At 59.4% G+C, this 17,013-nt stretch carries 13 protein-coding genes and 1 pseudogene; 4 read left to right on the top strand and 10 right to left on the bottom strand.

Going from position 1 to position 17,013, the window contains the following annotated elements; genetic code table 11:
* Nucleotide 1: 1 nt before the first annotated feature.
* Nucleotides 2-691: pseudogene (locus tag ASE98_RS27665) on the top strand (calcium-binding protein); the annotation flags it as partial.
* A 188-nt stretch (nt 692-879) separates the two neighbouring features.
* On the opposite strand, the gene ASE98_RS05015 reads toward ASE98_RS27665, so the two are convergent.
* Genes ASE98_RS05015 through ASE98_RS05000 form a run of 4 tightly spaced genes read right to left on the bottom strand, consistent with a single transcriptional unit; the run spans nt 880 to nt 5,702 of the window.
* A complete protein-coding gene (locus ASE98_RS05015) occupies nt 880-1,932 on the bottom strand; it encodes a DUF2955 domain-containing protein (RefSeq protein WP_060540267.1) in 1,053 nt (350 codons plus the stop codon).
* Nucleotides 1,922-3,040: an HlyD family secretion protein gene (locus ASE98_RS05010; protein WP_060540266.1), complete on the bottom strand. Its 1,119-nt coding sequence runs from the start codon at nt 3,038-3,040 to the stop codon at nt 1,922-1,924. The genes ASE98_RS05015 and ASE98_RS05010 overlap by 11 nt, the downstream gene beginning before the upstream one ends.
* Nucleotides 3,037-4,545 (bottom strand): efflux transporter outer membrane subunit, encoded by a 1,509-nt coding sequence (locus tag ASE98_RS05005; protein ID WP_060540265.1) that lies wholly within the window; start codon nt 4,543-4,545, stop codon nt 3,037-3,039. The genes ASE98_RS05010 and ASE98_RS05005 overlap by 4 nt, the downstream gene beginning before the upstream one ends.
* A 14-nt stretch (nt 4,546-4,559) precedes the next feature.
* Entirely contained in the window at nt 4,560-5,702 is a 1,143-nt protein-coding gene (locus ASE98_RS05000) for an AI-2E family transporter (protein WP_060540264.1), read from the bottom strand.
* Between the two features lie 392 nt (nt 5,703-6,094).
* Between ASE98_RS05000 and ASE98_RS04995 the strand changes: the two genes are divergently transcribed.
* The 3 genes from ASE98_RS04995 to ASE98_RS04985 all read left to right on the top strand — a co-directional run bounded on the left by ASE98_RS04995 (nt 6,095) and on the right by ASE98_RS04985 (nt 9,844).
* A complete protein-coding gene (locus ASE98_RS04995; RefSeq protein ID WP_060540263.1) occupies nt 6,095-7,000 on the top strand; it encodes a LysR family transcriptional regulator in 906 nt (301 codons plus the stop codon).
* Between the two features lie 121 nt (nt 7,001-7,121).
* Nucleotides 7,122-7,748, top strand: a complete 627-nt coding sequence (locus ASE98_RS04990) for a glutathione S-transferase family protein (protein ID WP_060540262.1) — start codon at nt 7,122-7,124, stop codon at nt 7,746-7,748.
* Nucleotides 7,749-7,813: 65 nt separating this feature from the next.
* On the top strand, nt 7,814-9,844 hold the full coding sequence (locus ASE98_RS04985) for an FAD-binding oxidoreductase (RefSeq protein WP_060540261.1): 2,031 nt from the start codon (nt 7,814-7,816) through the stop codon (nt 9,842-9,844).
* A 54-nt stretch (nt 9,845-9,898) separates the two neighbouring features.
* Here ASE98_RS04985 and ASE98_RS04980 read toward each other — a convergent pair whose 3' ends face one another.
* From ASE98_RS04980 to ASE98_RS04955, 6 genes are read right to left on the bottom strand one after another with little or no spacing between them, the layout of a single operon-like run.
* Nucleotides 9,899-11,029 (bottom strand): glycosyltransferase family 4 protein, encoded by a 1,131-nt coding sequence (locus ASE98_RS04980; protein ID WP_060540260.1) that lies wholly within the window; start codon nt 11,027-11,029, stop codon nt 9,899-9,901.
* The gene (locus ASE98_RS04975; RefSeq protein ID WP_060540259.1) at nt 11,030-12,160 is read right to left on the bottom strand and encodes a glycosyltransferase family 4 protein; all 1,131 of its coding nucleotides are present in this window, start codon (nt 12,158-12,160) and stop codon (nt 11,030-11,032) included.
* Nucleotides 12,144-13,520, bottom strand: coding sequence for a glycosyltransferase family 4 protein (locus ASE98_RS04970; RefSeq protein WP_060540258.1), 1,377 nt, complete (start codon nt 13,518-13,520; stop codon nt 12,144-12,146). Before ASE98_RS04970 ends, ASE98_RS04975 begins: the two co-directional genes overlap by 17 nt.
* Nucleotides 13,517-14,773: an ABC transporter ATP-binding protein gene (locus tag ASE98_RS04965; RefSeq protein ID WP_060540257.1), complete on the bottom strand. Its 1,257-nt coding sequence runs from the start codon at nt 14,771-14,773 to the stop codon at nt 13,517-13,519. Before ASE98_RS04965 ends, ASE98_RS04970 begins: the two co-directional genes overlap by 4 nt.
* The gene (locus ASE98_RS04960; RefSeq protein WP_060540256.1) at nt 14,773-15,570 is read right to left on the bottom strand and encodes an ABC transporter permease; all 798 of its coding nucleotides are present in this window, start codon (nt 15,568-15,570) and stop codon (nt 14,773-14,775) included. The genes ASE98_RS04965 and ASE98_RS04960 overlap by 1 nt, the downstream gene beginning before the upstream one ends.
* On the bottom strand, nt 15,571-17,013 hold the full coding sequence (locus ASE98_RS04955; protein ID WP_060540255.1) for a mannose-1-phosphate guanylyltransferase/mannose-6-phosphate isomerase: 1,443 nt from the start codon (nt 17,011-17,013) through the stop codon (nt 15,571-15,573).

Raw genomic sequence — 17,013 nt, 5'->3', positions numbered from 1 at the left:
SGGCARCGACACGGTCTGGACCTCGCTCGCGAGCTATACGCTGGGAGMYAATGTCGAGAATCTGTTTTTCGGCGGMGTCGGCAACTTTGTGGCCCGTGGCAACGCGCTGGCCAACACGATCGTGGGTGGTGCTGGGAACGATGTCCTCATCGGCGGCGGCAGTGCCGACACGATGGTCGGCGGTACTGGCAGCGATATTTACGAAGTCACCGAGCTTGGGGAYGTGGTGAGCGAGCTCGCCGGTGCGGGCAACGACACGGTCTGGACCTCGCTCGCGAGCTACACCCTGGATGCCAACGTCGATAATCTGTATTTCGGCGGCAGCGGCAATTTCGCGGGTATTGGCAACGCACTCGCCAACACGATCATGGGCGGTGCGGGTAACGACACCCTCAACGGCGGTGCAGGCAACGACGTGATGAGTGGCGGCGTCGCCGGCAACGATACGTTCGTGTTCGCTGCTGCGGGTTTCGGCAACGATACGATCCTGAGCTTCGGAGCCAATTTGGCCGCAGGGCAGGACCTACTCAATATCACAGCGCTGGGGATCAACAGCGCGACGTTCGCTGCCAACGTGACCATCACGGCAAACGGGGCAGACACGGTGGTAGGGATCGGGGCGGATACGATTCACCTTGTTGGTGTCAACAGCGCGGCCGTTGATCAGACGGACTTCATTCTGGCCACTTGAGGTCCTGGTCAGTACTGTCGCAGGGAGCGTAGACAGCGGAAGGGAGGGCAATGATTGCCCTCCCTTTTTTATGGTAATTAGTCTGACCGTGCGCTGAATCCAGAGCAATCGGCAGACTGGATTCCTACTATGGTTCAATGGGTTGAGTTTGCCGGGTTCGTGCCCCCGATATAGAAGCATGTCCGGCATTAAAGGGAAGCACTCTCTTCAGATACTGGCTTGGGGGCTTGGCGACGTTCGCGCCGCGTGTCGAGCAGATAGACCATGGCGCAGGCATACAAGGTCACCAGGATGAACAGGCCCATGCGAATGGCGAAGGCGGTGTAGACATCCTTGCCTGCTGCGCTGTCCTGTACAGATTGGCCGAGCAGAATGATCAGCGTCGCCAGGCTGTTGATCCAGAACCCCGGCTTTTGCAGGGTCGGGCTAAGGCCGTAGAGTCTTCTGGCTACCAGCAGGCCGAACAGCAGCATCCACAGGAAAAACATCCACAGGTTGACAAACAGGCTCAGCGCGCACCAGAAAAGAATCGCCATCAGGCCGCCGAGCAAGGTCGACCCGAGCAACTCCTGGCCGGCGCTACGGGCGCTGGTTGCGCAAGTTTGCTGGCCCAGGCCCACGGCTTTCATGACGATCGGCAGGTAGCTGGCCGGGTCGATCATTGCCAGCAGAAAGGCCGGCAGCACCACCAGTGTGGCCCTCAGGGCCAGCCAGCCGGTTTCGATATTCGATAAGGACGGCGGGGGTTTGGCCGCGGGGGCACTGGCAGGCTCGGGAAACAACCAGTGGCTGATGGTCAATGAGGTGACTGCCAGGAACAGACCCTTGACCAGGGCCACTATGACCTCCAGCGCCAGGCTGAATTCAGCGGTCCCGGACGAACTGATCAAGGTCAGGCCTACCACCAGGAAAGTGGCCACCAGCGAGTTGCCGCCGCGCAGCCCATAACTGAAGGCCAGGAACAGACACAATCCGACCATCATCACGCCAGTGAACGCGTAGTGGCGCAGCAGCGGAATCAACAGCAACCCGGTGCCGGTGGTCAACATCACGATCAAGGCCAGACCCAGGCTGGCCTTGAACGGCAGAGGTCGGTTCATCGCTGCCAGCATCATCAGCGCCAGCATCGGCGAGAGAAACGGGATGGGCAAGGCCAGGCCAAAACTCGCCGCCAGGCACAGCGCTGTGCCGAAGCTCAGGCGCAGGGCCCGCTGTACGCGGGCCGAGCGCTCAATAGACATAGGACAGCCAGCTCATCAGACGCAGGAAAATGCGCCCGAGCAAATTCAGCGGGTTGGTTTCGTTGGGGAACGCCATGACCTCGGCCTGGCCGCCGGAACGGATGCCCTCGGGGCCGGTCAACTCACCGGGCTCGAATTCGATGATCACCGGAAAGCGCTGGGCCGGACGTAGCCAGTCGCGGCTGTTCTCAACCGTCGGCAAGCCGCCAGGCTGGGTTTTCTGGCCGATATCGACGCCATAGCCGACGCTGCGCACATGGCCCTTGAAAATGCGTCCGGGCAGGGAGTCTAGAACGATAGACACCGGTGTACCGGGGCCGACCTGGCCAAGGTTATTTTCGGTCATGTCGGCGCTGACCCAGACATCGTGGATGGCGATCAAGGTCATCACCGGCGCGCCGGCAGCGACGAACTGACCGACATCGGTGCGCAGGTCGGTAATCAGGCCGGCCGAACGGGCACGGATCTGCGTATTGCTCAGGTCCAGTTCGGCTTTTTGCAGGTTACTGGCGGCGCTCAGCAACTGGGCGTTTTCCTCTTCGCCACCGCCCTGTGTCTCCTTCGCGCGTTGCACTTCAGCCTTGGCGGCGGCGACCTGGCTGGTGGATTCGGCCAACGTGGCGCGGGATATTTCCAGACGCCGCAGAGAGATGGTGCCCGGGTCTTCGCGGTAGAGGCGTTCGAGCCGAGAGATGTCCTGGCGAGCCTTGACTTCATTGGCCTGGGCCGCTCGCAGGGACGCTTGCTTGGAATCGATACCGGCGGTGTTAGCGCCCACCTGGCGACGGGTTGTTTCAAGATCGGAGCGGGCGCGATCCACGGCAATCTGGTACTGCTGCGGGTTGACTTCAAACAGCAATTCGCCAGCTTTGACGTCCTGGTTATTGTGTACGTGTACCTTGATCACCCGGCCAGCCACTTCAGCCGCCACCGGCACTATGAAGGCCTGCACTCTGGCTTGCTGCGTGTAGGGCGTGTAGCGGTCAGCGAACAAGTACCAGACCAGGCTCAGGATGATCAGCAACAATACCCAGCGGGTCGCTTTTTTGGCCGGGTCGGCCGCGGGTGTCGAGGCATTTTCGTCGACTGCTTGCGGGCTGTCAGTCATTGGGTACCTTCCTTCGGTTCGTCGAGCAGATCGCCCCAATCGGTACGTTGCTGCATTTGTTGGCGGGTTGCCTTATCGATCATTGGTTGGTCGCTGTACCAGCCACCGCCCAGAGCCTTGTACAGGGCGATCAGGTTATTCACGGCGTTGCCGCGGTTGATCAGGTAGGAGTCCTGCTGGGCAAACAGGGCACGCTGGGCATCAAGTACGCGCTGGAAATCCGAATAGCCTTCGAGGTATTGGGCATTGGCCAAGGTTACCGAGCGGTCGGCGGCCACTGAGGCATCGCTGAGGATACGGTCGCGTTCCAACGACTTGATCAGGCCGGTCGCGGCATCGTCGGCCTCGCGTGCGGCCTGGCGCACGCTGTCCTGGTAGATGACGATCAATTGCTGCAGGCGTGCGTCCTGTACGCGCACATTGTTGGTGATCCGGCCGTGATCGAAGATATCCCAGCGCAGGCTTGGGCCGCCCACCAGATCGAGGGTATTGGACGCCCCGCTGAGGGAGGTGGTAGACCAGACAATGCTGCCCAACAGGCTGATAGAGGGGTAAAGGTCGGCCTCGGCCACCCCGATCAGCGCCGACTGCGCTGCCACTTGCAGCTCGGCGGCGCGAACATCCGGGCGCCGTACCAGCAGATTGGCCGGCACGTCCTGCAAGACCGCAGTATTGAGCAGTGGTACCAGCCCCGAGTTGCGATCCAGTTCGGCAAGTGCGCCGGGTGGTCGGCCGATCAGGGTGGACAGGGCATTGCGAAAGCTTGCCACCTGGTTTTCGAAGTCGGGGATGGTGCTCAAGGTGCTCAGGTACTGGGTCTTGGCCTGCTGCAGGTCCAGTTCGGCTTCGGCCCCGCTGTTGAACAAGCGCTCGGTGATCTCGAAGCTGCGCTTTTGCAGCTTGGCGTTACTGCGCGCGATTTCCAGGCGTGCTTCGGCGGTGCGCAAGGCGTAATAGGTTTGCGCCAATTGCGCATGCAACAGCACCAGGACGTTTTCATAGTTGGCCTGTGCGGCAAACCAGGAGGCATCAGCCGACTCGATGGCACGGCTGAAGCGGCCCCAGAAATCCAGTTCCCAACCAATATCGAAACCGGCGCTGTGTTGCCAGAAATGCGAGTCTTGCGGGTTGGCGCCGCCGGATTGGTTACGGTCCACGTACAGGCTGTCGGTACTGGCCTGTTGAAATTGCGGGTAGCGCCCACTCAGGGCGATACCCAATTGTGCGCGCGATTCCATCACCCGCAGGCCAGCGACCTGCAGGTCAGCGTTGTGGACGTCGGCTTCGGCGATCAATTTATCCAGCACCGGGTCGCCAAACACATGCCACCACTGGCGGCTATCCGGCTGCGGACGCTTTTGGCCGGCGAGCGCCAGGGACGGGGTGTCCCAGTGCTCGACCCAAGGCTGGGCCGGCGACTGGAAATCCGGACCCAGTCGCACGCAACCACTTAGCAATAGGGTGCCACACAGCAACAGCCGGCTGATGCGAACAGGGCAAGGCATCAAACGCTCACTCCTCAGACAGGATGTTGATCGTTCAGTACCTCGAGTTGCGCGGGCTCGGTCACTACATCGACCTCGACTTCGGCAGGCGGCTGGTCATCGACCCATTGCCAGAACAATTGATAGCCCACAGCCAGCGCTACCGGACCGATGAACAATCCGATGAAACCACCGCTGACCATGCCGCCCAAGGCGCCAATCAGAATCACTGGCATGGGTACGTCGACGCCGCGGCCCAGCATCAAGGGCTTGAGAACGTTATCGGCCATCCCGGTGATAAGGCTGTAGATGCAAAACACCACAGAGGCCAGGGTGGTACCTTCGGTGGCGAATACATAGGCGATTACCGGAATGGTCAGAACCACTACCGGCAATTGCATGATCCCCATCAACAGCGCAACCATGGCCAGCAGGCCGGCACCGGGAACGCCCATGAGCACGAAGCCCACCCCGACCAACATCATCTGGATAAAAGCGATACCGACCACGCCTTGGGCAACCGCACGAATGGTGGCGGTGCACAGTTCGGTAATGCGCGGGCCACGCTCCGGCCCGGAAAGGCGGCTGGTGATGGCCATGGCGCTTCTTTCGCCATTTTGACCGTAGGCCATCAACACGCCGGCAATGATCAGGGCGCCGATAAACAACAGGAATCCCACACCAACGTCGGCCATTTTACCCAACAGGGTCAGGCCGACGGACTTGATGTAGGGCATCAACTTCACCAGCACACTGCTCATATCGGTTGCGGCCTGCATCCAGTAGGTGTAGAGCGGCTTGCCAATGAGCGGCAGGGAAGCGATTTTTTCATTGGGCAGAGGGACTTCCAGCGTGTCGGACTTGAGAACAGTCAGAGCGCCTTCGATCGACTCACTGATCGAGGTTCCCAGCAGGTAGATCGGCACCATCAGCAAAGCGAGAGCGACCACCACTATAAGGGTGGCGGCCCGACCGTCTTTGCCGCCAAGTTTGCCCTTGACCTTGGTATGCAGCGGATACAGGGTGATTGCCAGAATCACCGCCCATATCATCAGGTTGAGGAAGGGGTTGAAGATCTGAAAGCAGAACAGCACCAACACTGTGATCAGCCCGGCGCGAATCAGTACATCAAGTAATCCACCGGATAGTGCTCTAGCAGAAATGTTTGTGCGCAACATTGTCTAACTCCTTGCGGTGTCATCAGGCTTAGCCAGCTAGTTAAAGTTTCAAGTCAAATCAACCGAGCATCTGAGCAAGTTTTATGGATATCCGTCTAGCCACTAGTGGCTAGCAAGGCCTGATTTCCATGTAAGGAACTTGAAAAGTCGCACTTACAGAAAGTTCAACAGGTCGTAGACTGGTTTGTAGTATAGGAGCAGTCTCGTTTTCTGCCTGATTAAGCAGAAGGAAATCTAAAGCCTGTGATGGCTTCCTGCTTTTTTGAAGAAAGGATCTGTCAGGAAAGGGACTGACTTTTTGTAATAATCAGCCTTCGGTTTTCGAATATCGTTGTTTGTGACAGGCTTGATTGTCGCTCCGGTTGTTTTGGATTCTGAAAAAAGGACACGCCATGGACCGCTTTCAGGAAATGCAGGTCTTCGCCGCCGTTGCCCAGGAACAGGGCTTTTCCGCGGCGGCGCGACGCCTGGGTCTATCGGCGGCCAGCGTTACCCGGGCGGTAGCAGCTCTGGAAAAGCGCATTGGAACGTTGCTGCTCACACGCACGACGCGCAGCGTGCATTTAAGCGAAGCCGGTCAGCGTTATCTGGAAGACTGCCGCAGAATTCTCGCCGAGGTGCAGGAAGCTGAAGACTCTGCGGCGGGCAGCCACATCCATCCACGTGGGCAGCTGACGATCACCGCGCCGGTCCTGTTTGGGGAGCTGTTCGTCACGCCGTTGATGGTGAGTTATCTGACACAGTTCCCCGAGATCCATATCAACGCTTTGCTGGTAGATCGGATAGTCAACGTCGTCGAGGAAGGTGTCGATGTGGCTATACGTATCGGTGCACTGCCCGATAGCAACCAGCATGCGATACGGGTGGGGGAGGTGCGGCGAGTGGTCTGCGCATCGCCAGGTTTTCTGGCGAGCCATGGTCGACCGGAACATCCACAAGCGTTGGCTCAGGCGCCGATCATTGCGACTACTGCTTCAGGTCAACTGCGGAGTTGGCCATTTATCGATGAGGGCGAATCCCTGAGTGTGCGCACGGAGCCGCGCCTTGTGGTGACTGCCAATCAGGCAGCCATTGCCGCAGCTTGCCTGGGGTTGGGGTTCACTCGTGTCTTGTCTTATCAGGTTGCCAGCAAGGTTGCTGCCGGCGAGCTGGAAATTCTCTTGGCCGATTTCGAACTGCCGCCCATGCCCATCCATGTGCTCTATCAAGGTGGACGCCAAGCCCCGGCGCGAGTGCGCAGTTTCGTCGATTTTGCTGTGAAAGCCCTCAGGGCACACCCGGCATTGAGGGCGAAATAATTTCGCCAGGTGAAATAAATGATTGCACTTACTGGTTATTCTTTTGTTTTGGTTGCAGGTAGAACATACGACCCAGGACGCTGAACTCGCCTTGAGCAGCGCACCACCCAAGGAGTCGACCATGCAAGCGATCAAACTCTATAACTTCCCCCGCTCCGGTCATGCCCATCGCGTCGAACTGATGCTGTCGCTGCTGAAATTACCCACCGAGTTGATCCTCGTTGACCTGGCCAAGGGTGAGCATAAACAGCCGGCGTTCCTGGCGCTCAACGCGTTTGGTCAGGTGCCGGTGATTGACGATCAGGGCGTGGTGCTGGCCGACTCCAACGCGATCCTGGTTTATCTGGCGCAAAAATATGGCGAGGGTCGTTGGCTACCGAGCGATCCAGTGGGCGCTGCCAACGTACAGCGTTGGCTGTCGGCAGCAGCTGGCCCGATTGCATTCGGCCCGGCGCGAGCGCGTTTGATCACTGTGTTCGGTGCCCCGTACAACGCTGAAGAAGTGATTGCTTACGCCCACACCGTACTTAAAGTGTTCGAACACGAACTGGCCGATTCGGCCTATCTGGCCGGCACCACACCGACCATTGCCGATGTCGCTGCCTACAGCTACATCGCCCACGCCCCCGAAGGCAATGTGTCCCTGGATGATTACCCCAGCATTCGTACTTGGTTGGCTCGCATTGAAGCCTTGCCCGGTTTTGTCGGCATGCCGCGCACTCTCGCCGGTCTGCAGAAAACTGCCTGATGCTGGTGGCCCGACCTGTGCGGGCCACCCTCATACCGCGCCGATGGCGCGGGGGAGCAACCCCAATGGACCGTTCACCTTGGCATGCCGGTGAGAAACAGCTGCAGGCGCACGTGGGTGTGGCTGAAAGAATGGAAGCCTTCGGTCGTAAGGTGATTCGCAGCGAGATGCCGGATCAGCATCGTAAATTCTATGAGCAACTGCCCTTTATGTTGTACGGGGCGGTGGATGCGCAAGGGCATCCCTGGGCCAGCATTCTTGAAGGGCAACCTGGTTTCGCCTGTTCGCCCGAGCCTGGCCTGTTGCAATTCAACAGCGTGCCGAAGGCCGACGACCCTGCGCAACTGACCGATGGTGCGGCGATTGGCCTGCTGGGCATCGAGCTACACACCCGGCGGCGCAACCGCATCAATGGGCACATCAAGGCCATGACCGCGGCTGGCTTCGGCGTGACAGTCGATCAGTCCTTTGGCAATTGTCCGCAATACATTCAGTTGCGGCAGTTTCATTCTGTGCCGCTGGCTGACCCCTCTACGCGTATCGCGCAACATTTCACCGGGTTGGATGACGCGGCCAAAAGCATGATCGCCGAGGCAGACACCTTCTTTGTCGCCAGCTATGTGGATGTCGATGGCGAGCGTTCGGTCGACGTTTCCCATCGCGGCGGCCAGGCCGGTTTCGTACTGGTAGAAGGCAATCGTCTGACCATCCCGGACTTCGCCGGCAACCTGCATTTCAATACCTTGGGCAATCTGTTGCTCAATCCCAAGGCGGGCCTTTTGTTCATCGATTTCGACTCGGGCGATCTGCTACACCTCAGCGGCCGCACCGAAATCATCTTGGAAGGTTCGCAGGTCGAGGCGTTTCAAGGAGCTGAGCGACTGTGGATGTTCCACGTGGAACAGGTAGTGCGTCGTCCCGCGGCGCTGGCTTTACGCTGGCGCTTTGACGGCGTGTCACCCACTAGCCTGCTCACCGGCACCTGGGCGCAAACCAAAGCAAGATTGCAGGCCAAGGCGTTGGGCGATCAGTGGCGGCCGCTACGCGTGGTGCGGATCGAAGCGGAAAGCCACAACATCCGTTCGATTTATCTTGAACCTGCAGATGACGCCGGGTTGCCGCTGTTTCAGGCAGGGCAACATCTGCCGTTGCGGTTCAATATCGCAAACGAGGTGCATATCCGCACATACAGCTTGTCCAGCGCGCCCTCGGATGATTTTTTTCGTATCAGCGTCAAGCGGGACGGACAGGTGTCCACGCATCTGCATGAACAGATTCGCGTCGGTGACGTAATGCAAGCGCGGGCCCCGCAGGGGCATTTCACTGTGGCGCCTCATGAACATCGACCACTGGTGCTGTTGGCCGCCGGGGTCGGCATCACGCCGCTGCTGTCGATGCTCCGTGAGGTTGTTTATCAAGGTCTGCGCACACGGCGTATCCGTCCTACCTGGTTTTTCCAGAGTTCGCGGACCTTGGCGGATCAACCCTTTCGTCCCGAGCTGGACCGATTGCTTGATGGAATCGGTGACTCCGTGCGAGTGCTGCGTTTGCTCAGTCAACCGGAGTCCGACGCCCGTGAGGGTGAAGATTTCGACCTGACAGGGCGTATCGATACTGACCTGATCAACAACATGCTCGAAGTGGAGGATTACGACCAAGTGGATTTTGTCCTCTGTGGCCCGGGAAGTTTTACCCAGGGGCTGTACGACAGCCTGCGTGATCTGGACATCCGCGACTCAAGGATTCATGCCGAGACCTTTGGCCCCTCCACGCTACGCCGCAAACCGGATCCGGACGCTGTGCTTATCGAGCAAATTCCGGCCGCCACCGTTTCGGTGCCCGTGGTGTTCCAGCGCTCGGCCAAAGAGGCGCGTTGGCAACCGGGTGGCGGCAGCTTGCTGGAGTTGGCGGAAAGCCGTGGCCTGCACCCGGAGTTCAGTTGTCGCGGTGGCTCGTGCGGCACCTGCAAGACGCGGCTGATCAACGGAACGGTGAATTATCCACAACCGCCTGCTGAGGTCCCCGAGCTTGGAGATGTGCTGATTTGCTGTGCTGTGCCGGCCGAGGGTTCGCAGCCGTTGGTGTTGGACCTGTAAGCCGGACAATCACAACTTCATCAGGAGCGAGCAGGCTCGCTCCGACAAAAGCAGTCAGGCGTAAGACAGGGATTTTTCTTCCAGCAGTTCTTCGTACAGCTTCGTCCACTTGCGGCCCATTTCGTCGGCGGTGAACAACTGTCGATAACGGGCTTGTGCCTTGATGCCCATTTCGGCTGCGCGCGTCGGGTTTTCCCACAGCGTGCGCATCGCTTCACTGAAAGCCTGTGGATGACTCGGCGGCACCACCAGCCCGGTTTCGTTGTGGATGTTGATGAAGCTGGTGCCCGTGCCGATTTCACTGGAGATCATCGGTTTGCCATACATCGCGCCTTCAAGCAGCGAGATACCGAACGCTTCGGAGCGCAGGTGCGATGGGAAAACAATGGCATAGCTCAGTTGCAGCAATGCCACCTTGTCCTCGTCACCCAAGCGCCCCAGGAAGTGAATATTGCGCAGCCCCAACGCCGCAGCCTGAGCGTGCAGTTCGGTTTCCAGTGGCCCGGCGCCGACGATCACTACCGGGTAATCCACATCTTTCAAGGCGTCGAGCAGGATGTGCAGGCCCTTGTAATAGCGCATCACACCAACGAACAGAAAAAACTTATCCCCAAGCTTTTGCCGCCAATGCGCCATACGGTCACTGGCGGGCTGTGGATAACCGGCTTTGTTCAGGCCATAGGGGATGACTCGGGTCTTGTCGTGAAACTGCTGCAATACATCACTGGTGTGCAGGTAGTTGGGGGACGCGACGACAATTCGGTCAGCGCTGGCGAGAAAGCGGTTCATCAGTGGCCGATAGAGCTTGAGCAGGTGTTTCTGGCGGATGATGTCTGAGTGATAGGTCACTACGCTCGGTTTGTTCAAGCCATTGAAAAAATGCACCAGGTCCATGAATGGCCACGGGAAGTGGTAATTGACCACGTCCGCTTCGGCGGCCAATTCGCGAAATTTCTTGAAGACGCTGTGGGAAAAGCCTGTAGAAGCGAACTGAATGTCGAGTTTGGCCCTATGGACTTCGTGTTGACCAAGCTGCACCACGGCCGGTGTCGGATCGGCACTGAGGGTCAGGACCTGGCCATCAACGCCGTGCTGGGCACCGCTTTCACATAACTGGAAGATCACTTGCTCGATGCCGCCGACCGAGTCAGGCAGGTACGTCTTGAAAAAATGAAGTACTCGCATTCAACCTCCCATAGCCTGGCGGTAGGCGCGGGCGGTGACCTGCGCGCAACGCTCCCAGGAAAACATCCTTGCTTGTTGTAATCCGGCGTCCGAGCATGCCTGCCAGTGCGCCTGATCGTCGATCAGACGGCGCATTGCATCACGCAAACCGTCTGGATCGTCAGGTTCGATATAGTTGCCGGCAGCTCCCGCGACTTCGGGCATTGCCGAACGCCGGGCCAGAACCACTGGCGTACCGCAGGCCATGGCCTCCAGCACGGGTAGGCCGAAGCCTTCGTAGAGCGACGGAAAAATCAGTGCCCGAGCGCCTGCCAACAACTGCGCGACGTGCTCGTCGGGCAGATAACCCAGCAGGCATACATGGCCGCTGGCCAATGCCTGGTGCAGCTCTTCGCTGAATTGCTCACGCTGCCAGCCAGCCATGCCGACGATCAACAGCGGGTAACGCTGGCGTATGGCGTGCGGCAACCTTGCGTGGGCACGCAGGGCCAGTGTCAGGTTCTTGCGCGGCTCGAGGGTGCCGACGCAAAGGAAGTACTCACCTGCATCGACGCCATGGGCCTTGAGGACTGTATCGATGGATTCGGGCGCACGAGGATGGAAGCGCGATGCCACGCCCAATGGCGCCACGACGAAGCGTTCAGCCGGCAAGCCGAAATGGAGCTGGGCCTCGTCGGCAATGAACTGCGAGTCGACCAGGATCAGCTTCGCCCGCTGCACACCATCGGCCAATCGCCGTTCTATTTCTCGCAAGCGCGCCGCCGGCTGTGTTTCGGGGTAGTGCAGGTGGGTCAGGTCATGCAAGGTGATGACGGTCGGGCCGTCGAACGACAGCGGCCACAAGCTCGGTTCGTGGTAGAGGTCAATCGGCTGCGTGTGACCTTTATCAAAGCGTTTTTGCTCCAGCCAGCGCCGCGCCTGATAAGCCCCTGGAATCTGCCGCAGCAGCGGGGTCAGTCGGGAATAGCCTGGCATGGCCGCTTTCGGCAGCGCAGAGCTCCAGCCCCAGCCATGGAACAGTGACAGCTCAACATCCGGTTCACGGGCGAGCGCGCCCACCAGTTCGGCGACGTAATGGCCGATACCGGTGCGCGGGGCCTGGAGGATCCGGGCGTTAAGGGCAATTCGCATGTTGACTCTCAGGGACCGGCTGCGGGCTGTTCAGGTTGCGCTCGATCCGTTGTACGAATTGCGCACTCGCCTCGCGCCAGCTCAACCAACGCCATTGCTCGAGGGCAAGCGGTGCCGGAAATTTGCCGGACCCTTCCATGTCCATTACCAGTTTGGTCAGGCTCTGCGGATCCGCAAGATCGAAGTACGCCATGTAGTCGCCACCGATTTCCCGGAACACCGGTATATCGCTGCCCATCGCTGGCAGGCCGCGCTGCATGGCCTCCACCAGAGGTAGGCCGAAGCCTTCGACATGGGACGGGAACACCAGCGATGTGGCGTGGGAATAGGCGTGCTCCAGGCTCTTGTCCGAAAGCGTGTTGAACATGAACAAGCGTCGGTTCAGCTCGGGATGTTGACGGATTCGTTCGATCAACGCATCACACTTCCAGCCAATCTTCCCGGCAATGCACAACCTGGCTTTGGACCCGGCTGCCCAGGCACTCTCGAAGGCATCGAGCAGGTAGCCGTGGTTTTTCCGTGGTTCGATGGTGCTGACCATCAGGAACACTGGCTCCGGCGTCTTGAACATTTGCAAGAGGCCCCGATCGACTTCGGAGCGGGCATCGCTCAAATCCAGTTCGGAACCGAGATGGAAATAGTCGAACCAGCGTTGCTGGACTCGCTGCGTTCCTATCCGGCGCAGCATTTCCTCGCGCACCTGATCGCGGATGGTGGTGGAGATTGCCACATAACCGTCGGCGGTACGGGCGATCCAGTCGAACCAGTCGTTGAATACCTTGACCAGCCCGGCGTCGCAAAACTGCGGATGGGTCAGCGGAATCAGGTCGTAGATGACCGAAACGATGCCGACCCCGTCACGCTTGAGTTGCTCGGCCAAGGGGAAAAAATTGGCGTGCCACGACGAGTCGAGCAGCACCAATTGATCACCGGCCCGATGCTGCAACGGCACGCATCGTTCGGGAATTGGCTTGCCCTTGAGGACTTTGTTGAGCAGGCGCATCGGCAGGCTGAAGCAGGCGAATGCGCCAAGGCGGCAGCCGACATACAGCACCCGCCGGGCGAAATGCGACTGGCTGAAGGGGCGGCGTCGTTCCAGCGCGCGGTGGCGCAGCCAGAACGTGTTGGCCCATTGTTCCAGCTTCACGCGCAGGCTCATCAGATCGACTTTCGGTGTCTTCAACGGGGCCAGGCTATTCACCTGATAGAGGCCGCCATTGATCATCACCACCGGAATGCATTCGCGCTTTGCGTCGGCCGCCGGCAGTTGTTGAATGACGTTGCGGACGACGCGTTGAATGCCCGAGTTGGCCTCTGGATGCTCAAAGACGTAGGTGCACTCCACCAACAATCGGGTCATTGCGACACCTCCGTTTGCACAATGTTTTCACTGGAGCGGGTGATCGTTGTCTGCGCCTGCAGCCACGAGCAGCCGACGAAGTCTTCCTGGCGATTGTTGATCACATGGAAGACCAGGCCGTAATCGCGCCATTCGAAGTTGCGATCCAGGTGCGAATCCAGGCGCGACAGGCTCAAGGCGACCGAATAGTTGCCCTTGCCCAGGCGCATGTCGAAGTCAAAGCGGAAGGTGACACGCTCACCGGCACTCAGGTCGGTGACGGGTTTGTCCAGGCGATGGGTGTTGATGCCATAAATCGCCTGGCCCAGCCGATCCTTGATCATGAAGCCCAGAATCAGTCGTTCGATGTCTTCCCGGACCTCGGTCTGTACTTCCAGCACCATCGGCTGGCCAACCTCTGCCACTTCGACAGAGCGCCCCTGTGCGTCGAGCAGGCGCACGCTCAGAATCCCGGCCTCACCGGTGCCGGAAATGGTCTGTACCTGGCCGTTGGCGAGCATCTCCTGGCGCACGGTCTGGCCTTCACGCTGGGCGAGCATGGCGTTGTAGTAATCCATGACCTCTTCGGGTTTGCCATGCATGGCCATGCGCCCGTTTTCCAGGAGTATGGCGCTGTCGCAGATCGACTGGATCGCCGAGCGGTCATGGGAAACAATCAGCAGGGTAGTGCCAGCTTTGCGGAAGCTGCGGATGCGGTCGAAACTTTTGTGCTGAAAGTAGGCGTCGCCCACCGACAGCGCTTCGTCGACTATCAGGATATCCGGGCGCCGCGCGGTGGCGACACTGAACGCCAGGCGCATCTGCATGCCGCTGGAATAGGTACGCACCGGTTGGTCGATGGCGTCGCCGATTTCGGCGAAGCTTTCGATTTCCGGCATCAACGCTTCGATCTCTTCAATCTGCATGCCCAGCAACTGGCCGGCCATGAACACGTTCTGGCGCCCGGTAAAGTCCGGGTGAAAGCCCATGCCCAACTCCAGCAATGCAGCCACCCGACCTTCCAGTTGAATCTGGCCACAGGTCGGTTGGGTGGTGCCGGTGATCATCTTCAGCAAGGTGCTTTTGCCCGCACCATTGACGCCGACGATACCGACGGCTTCACCGGGTTTGATCTCGAAATCGACGCCTTGCAGGATCCAGTGAAGGTGATGATGGGTACCGGCAAACGGCACCATCCATTCGACCAGCCGGCTCCAGCGATTCGGGTACTGTTTGTAAGCCTTGCCCAGGCCACTGACGCGTATATGTCCCATCAGAGCTCGTCCACCATTTCACCGACACGCTGACGGAAAAGCCGCAGCGCCATCACGCAGAACAACAGCCCGATCACCATCAACGGGATCAGTGAGTTCCAGTCCGGCCATTGGTTATAGAGAAAGACGTTCTGGTAGCTGTTCATCAGAGCCGTCATCGGGTTGAGCCTGATCAGCTCCTGGATGCCCGACGGCAGGATTGAGACGGGATAGACGATTGGCGTCAGCCAGAACCAGAACTGCAGGCAGATGCCAAAAAGCTGGCCGACATCCCGAAAGAACACGTTGAGAACGCCGAGGATCATCCCCAGGCCGGCGGCGAACATTACTTGCAGGATCAGCAGTGGTATCAGCGCCAGCAATGCCATGCCGGGCAATCGTCCGCTGATCAACAGAAAGCCGAAGAACAGCCCCATGATGATTGCGAAGTTGATGCCGGCATTGAGCAGGGCGATCACCGGCAGGCAGATGCGCGGGAAGCTGATTTTCTTCAGCAGGTTGGCATTCTCCAGAAACATGCTCTGGCTGCGTGTAGTGATTTCCGCGAACAGGCCCCAGGTCAGCAGCCCGGCGCACAGGTAAACGCTGTACGCCAGGCCGTCCTCCACGCCCGGCAAGCGGGCGCGCATGATCTGGGAGAAAATCACCGTGTACACGACGATCATCGACAGTGGGTTGAGTACGGTCCACAGGGCACCGAACAGCGAATTGCGATAGCGCGCTTGAAACTCTCGCTTGACGCTGCCGAGGATGAATCCGCGGTAACTCCACAGAGAGCGGTACAGATTAAGCAGCATTCAAACCGTCCTGCCATATTGGTCTTCGAAGCGGACGATATCGTCCTCTCCCAGGTATTCGCCGCTCTGCACTTCGATGATCACCAGATCAATCACGCCCGGATTTTCCAGGCGATGCTTGTGACCGGCGGCAATGAAGGTCGACTCGTTTTTCGCCACCAGATGGGTACCGGTGGCGTTGTTGGTGACCTTGGCCATGCCTTCGACAACCACCCAGTGTTCATTGCGGTGGTGGTGCATTTGCAACGACAACTTGGCGCCAGGCTTGACCACGATGCGCTTGATCTTGAAGCGCGGGCCTTCCTCGAGCACGGTGTAAGTGCCCCATGGCCGGCTGACGGTGCGGTGCAGCCGATAGGCTTCGTGTTGTTTGTCCTTGAGTTGCTTGGCTACCCGGCGCACGTCCTGGGCGCGCTCGGCGTGGGCCACCAGCACCGCGTCGGCGGTGTCGATGATGATCAGGTTATCCACACCCACCGTGGCCACCAACCGGTCCTCGCTCTGGACGAAGTTGTTGTGGCTGTCGATAAAAGTCGCATCGCCGCTGCTGCGGTTGTTCTGCGCATCGGCCGGCACCAGTGCCGCAACTGCATTCCAGGAGCCGATATCGCTCCAGTCGAAACCGGCGGGCACCACGACCACTTTGTCGGAGCGCTCCATCACGGCGTAGTCGATGGATATGTCGGTGATTTCAGCGAACAGTGCTGGCGACAACTCCTGTTGCAGGCAGCCGCTGGTCTCTACGGGAACGCTTGCTGCCATGCAGGCTTGCGTCTGCGCCAGCAGGTCGGGAGCGTGGATCTGCAGCTCGGACAGCAGGGCCGTCACCGAGAAGCAGAACATCCCGGAATTCCACAGGAAGTTACCGCTTTCCAGGTAGTGGGTCGCGGTTTGCAGGTCGGGCTTTTCGACGAAGCGCTGCACTCTGGCCGCACCTTTACCGTCCAGAGCTGCACCGGCCTCGATGTAGCCGAAGCCGGTTTCCGGGGCGGTCGGTACGACGCCGAACGTCACCAGGAATCCATCCCTGGCCAATGCCACGGCGTGCTCGACCGCTTTCTTCAATGCGGCTTCATCGAGGATCAAATGGTCGGCCGGCATGACCACCATGATCGCTTCATCGCCGTGCAGCGCTTGCAGTGACAGCGCTGCGGCTGCGATGGCCGGGGCGGTGTTGCGGCCGGTCGGCTCGAGCAGAAAATGCCCGCGATGCCGGGCCAGGTGCGCGCCCTGGTAGTGATCCTTGCTCTGGAAGTAATAGTCGCGGTTCGTGACCGTGACGATATCGCCACGACCATCGAGCAAACCGGCTGCACGCCGATAAGTCTTGCCCAGCAGCGACTCGCCGTCGGGCAACATCATGAATGGCTTTGGGTGGCCTTCACGGGACACAGGCCACAAACGCGTACCGGCACCGCCGGAGAGAATCACGGGAATCAGCAT

This window comes from Pseudomonas sp. Leaf48, assembly GCF_001421885.1.
Classification (GTDB): domain Bacteria; phylum Pseudomonadota; class Gammaproteobacteria; order Pseudomonadales; family Pseudomonadaceae; genus Aquipseudomonas.
The sequence above is the reverse complement of the archived record's forward strand: the minus strand, read 5'-3'. Positions and strand labels throughout refer to the sequence as shown.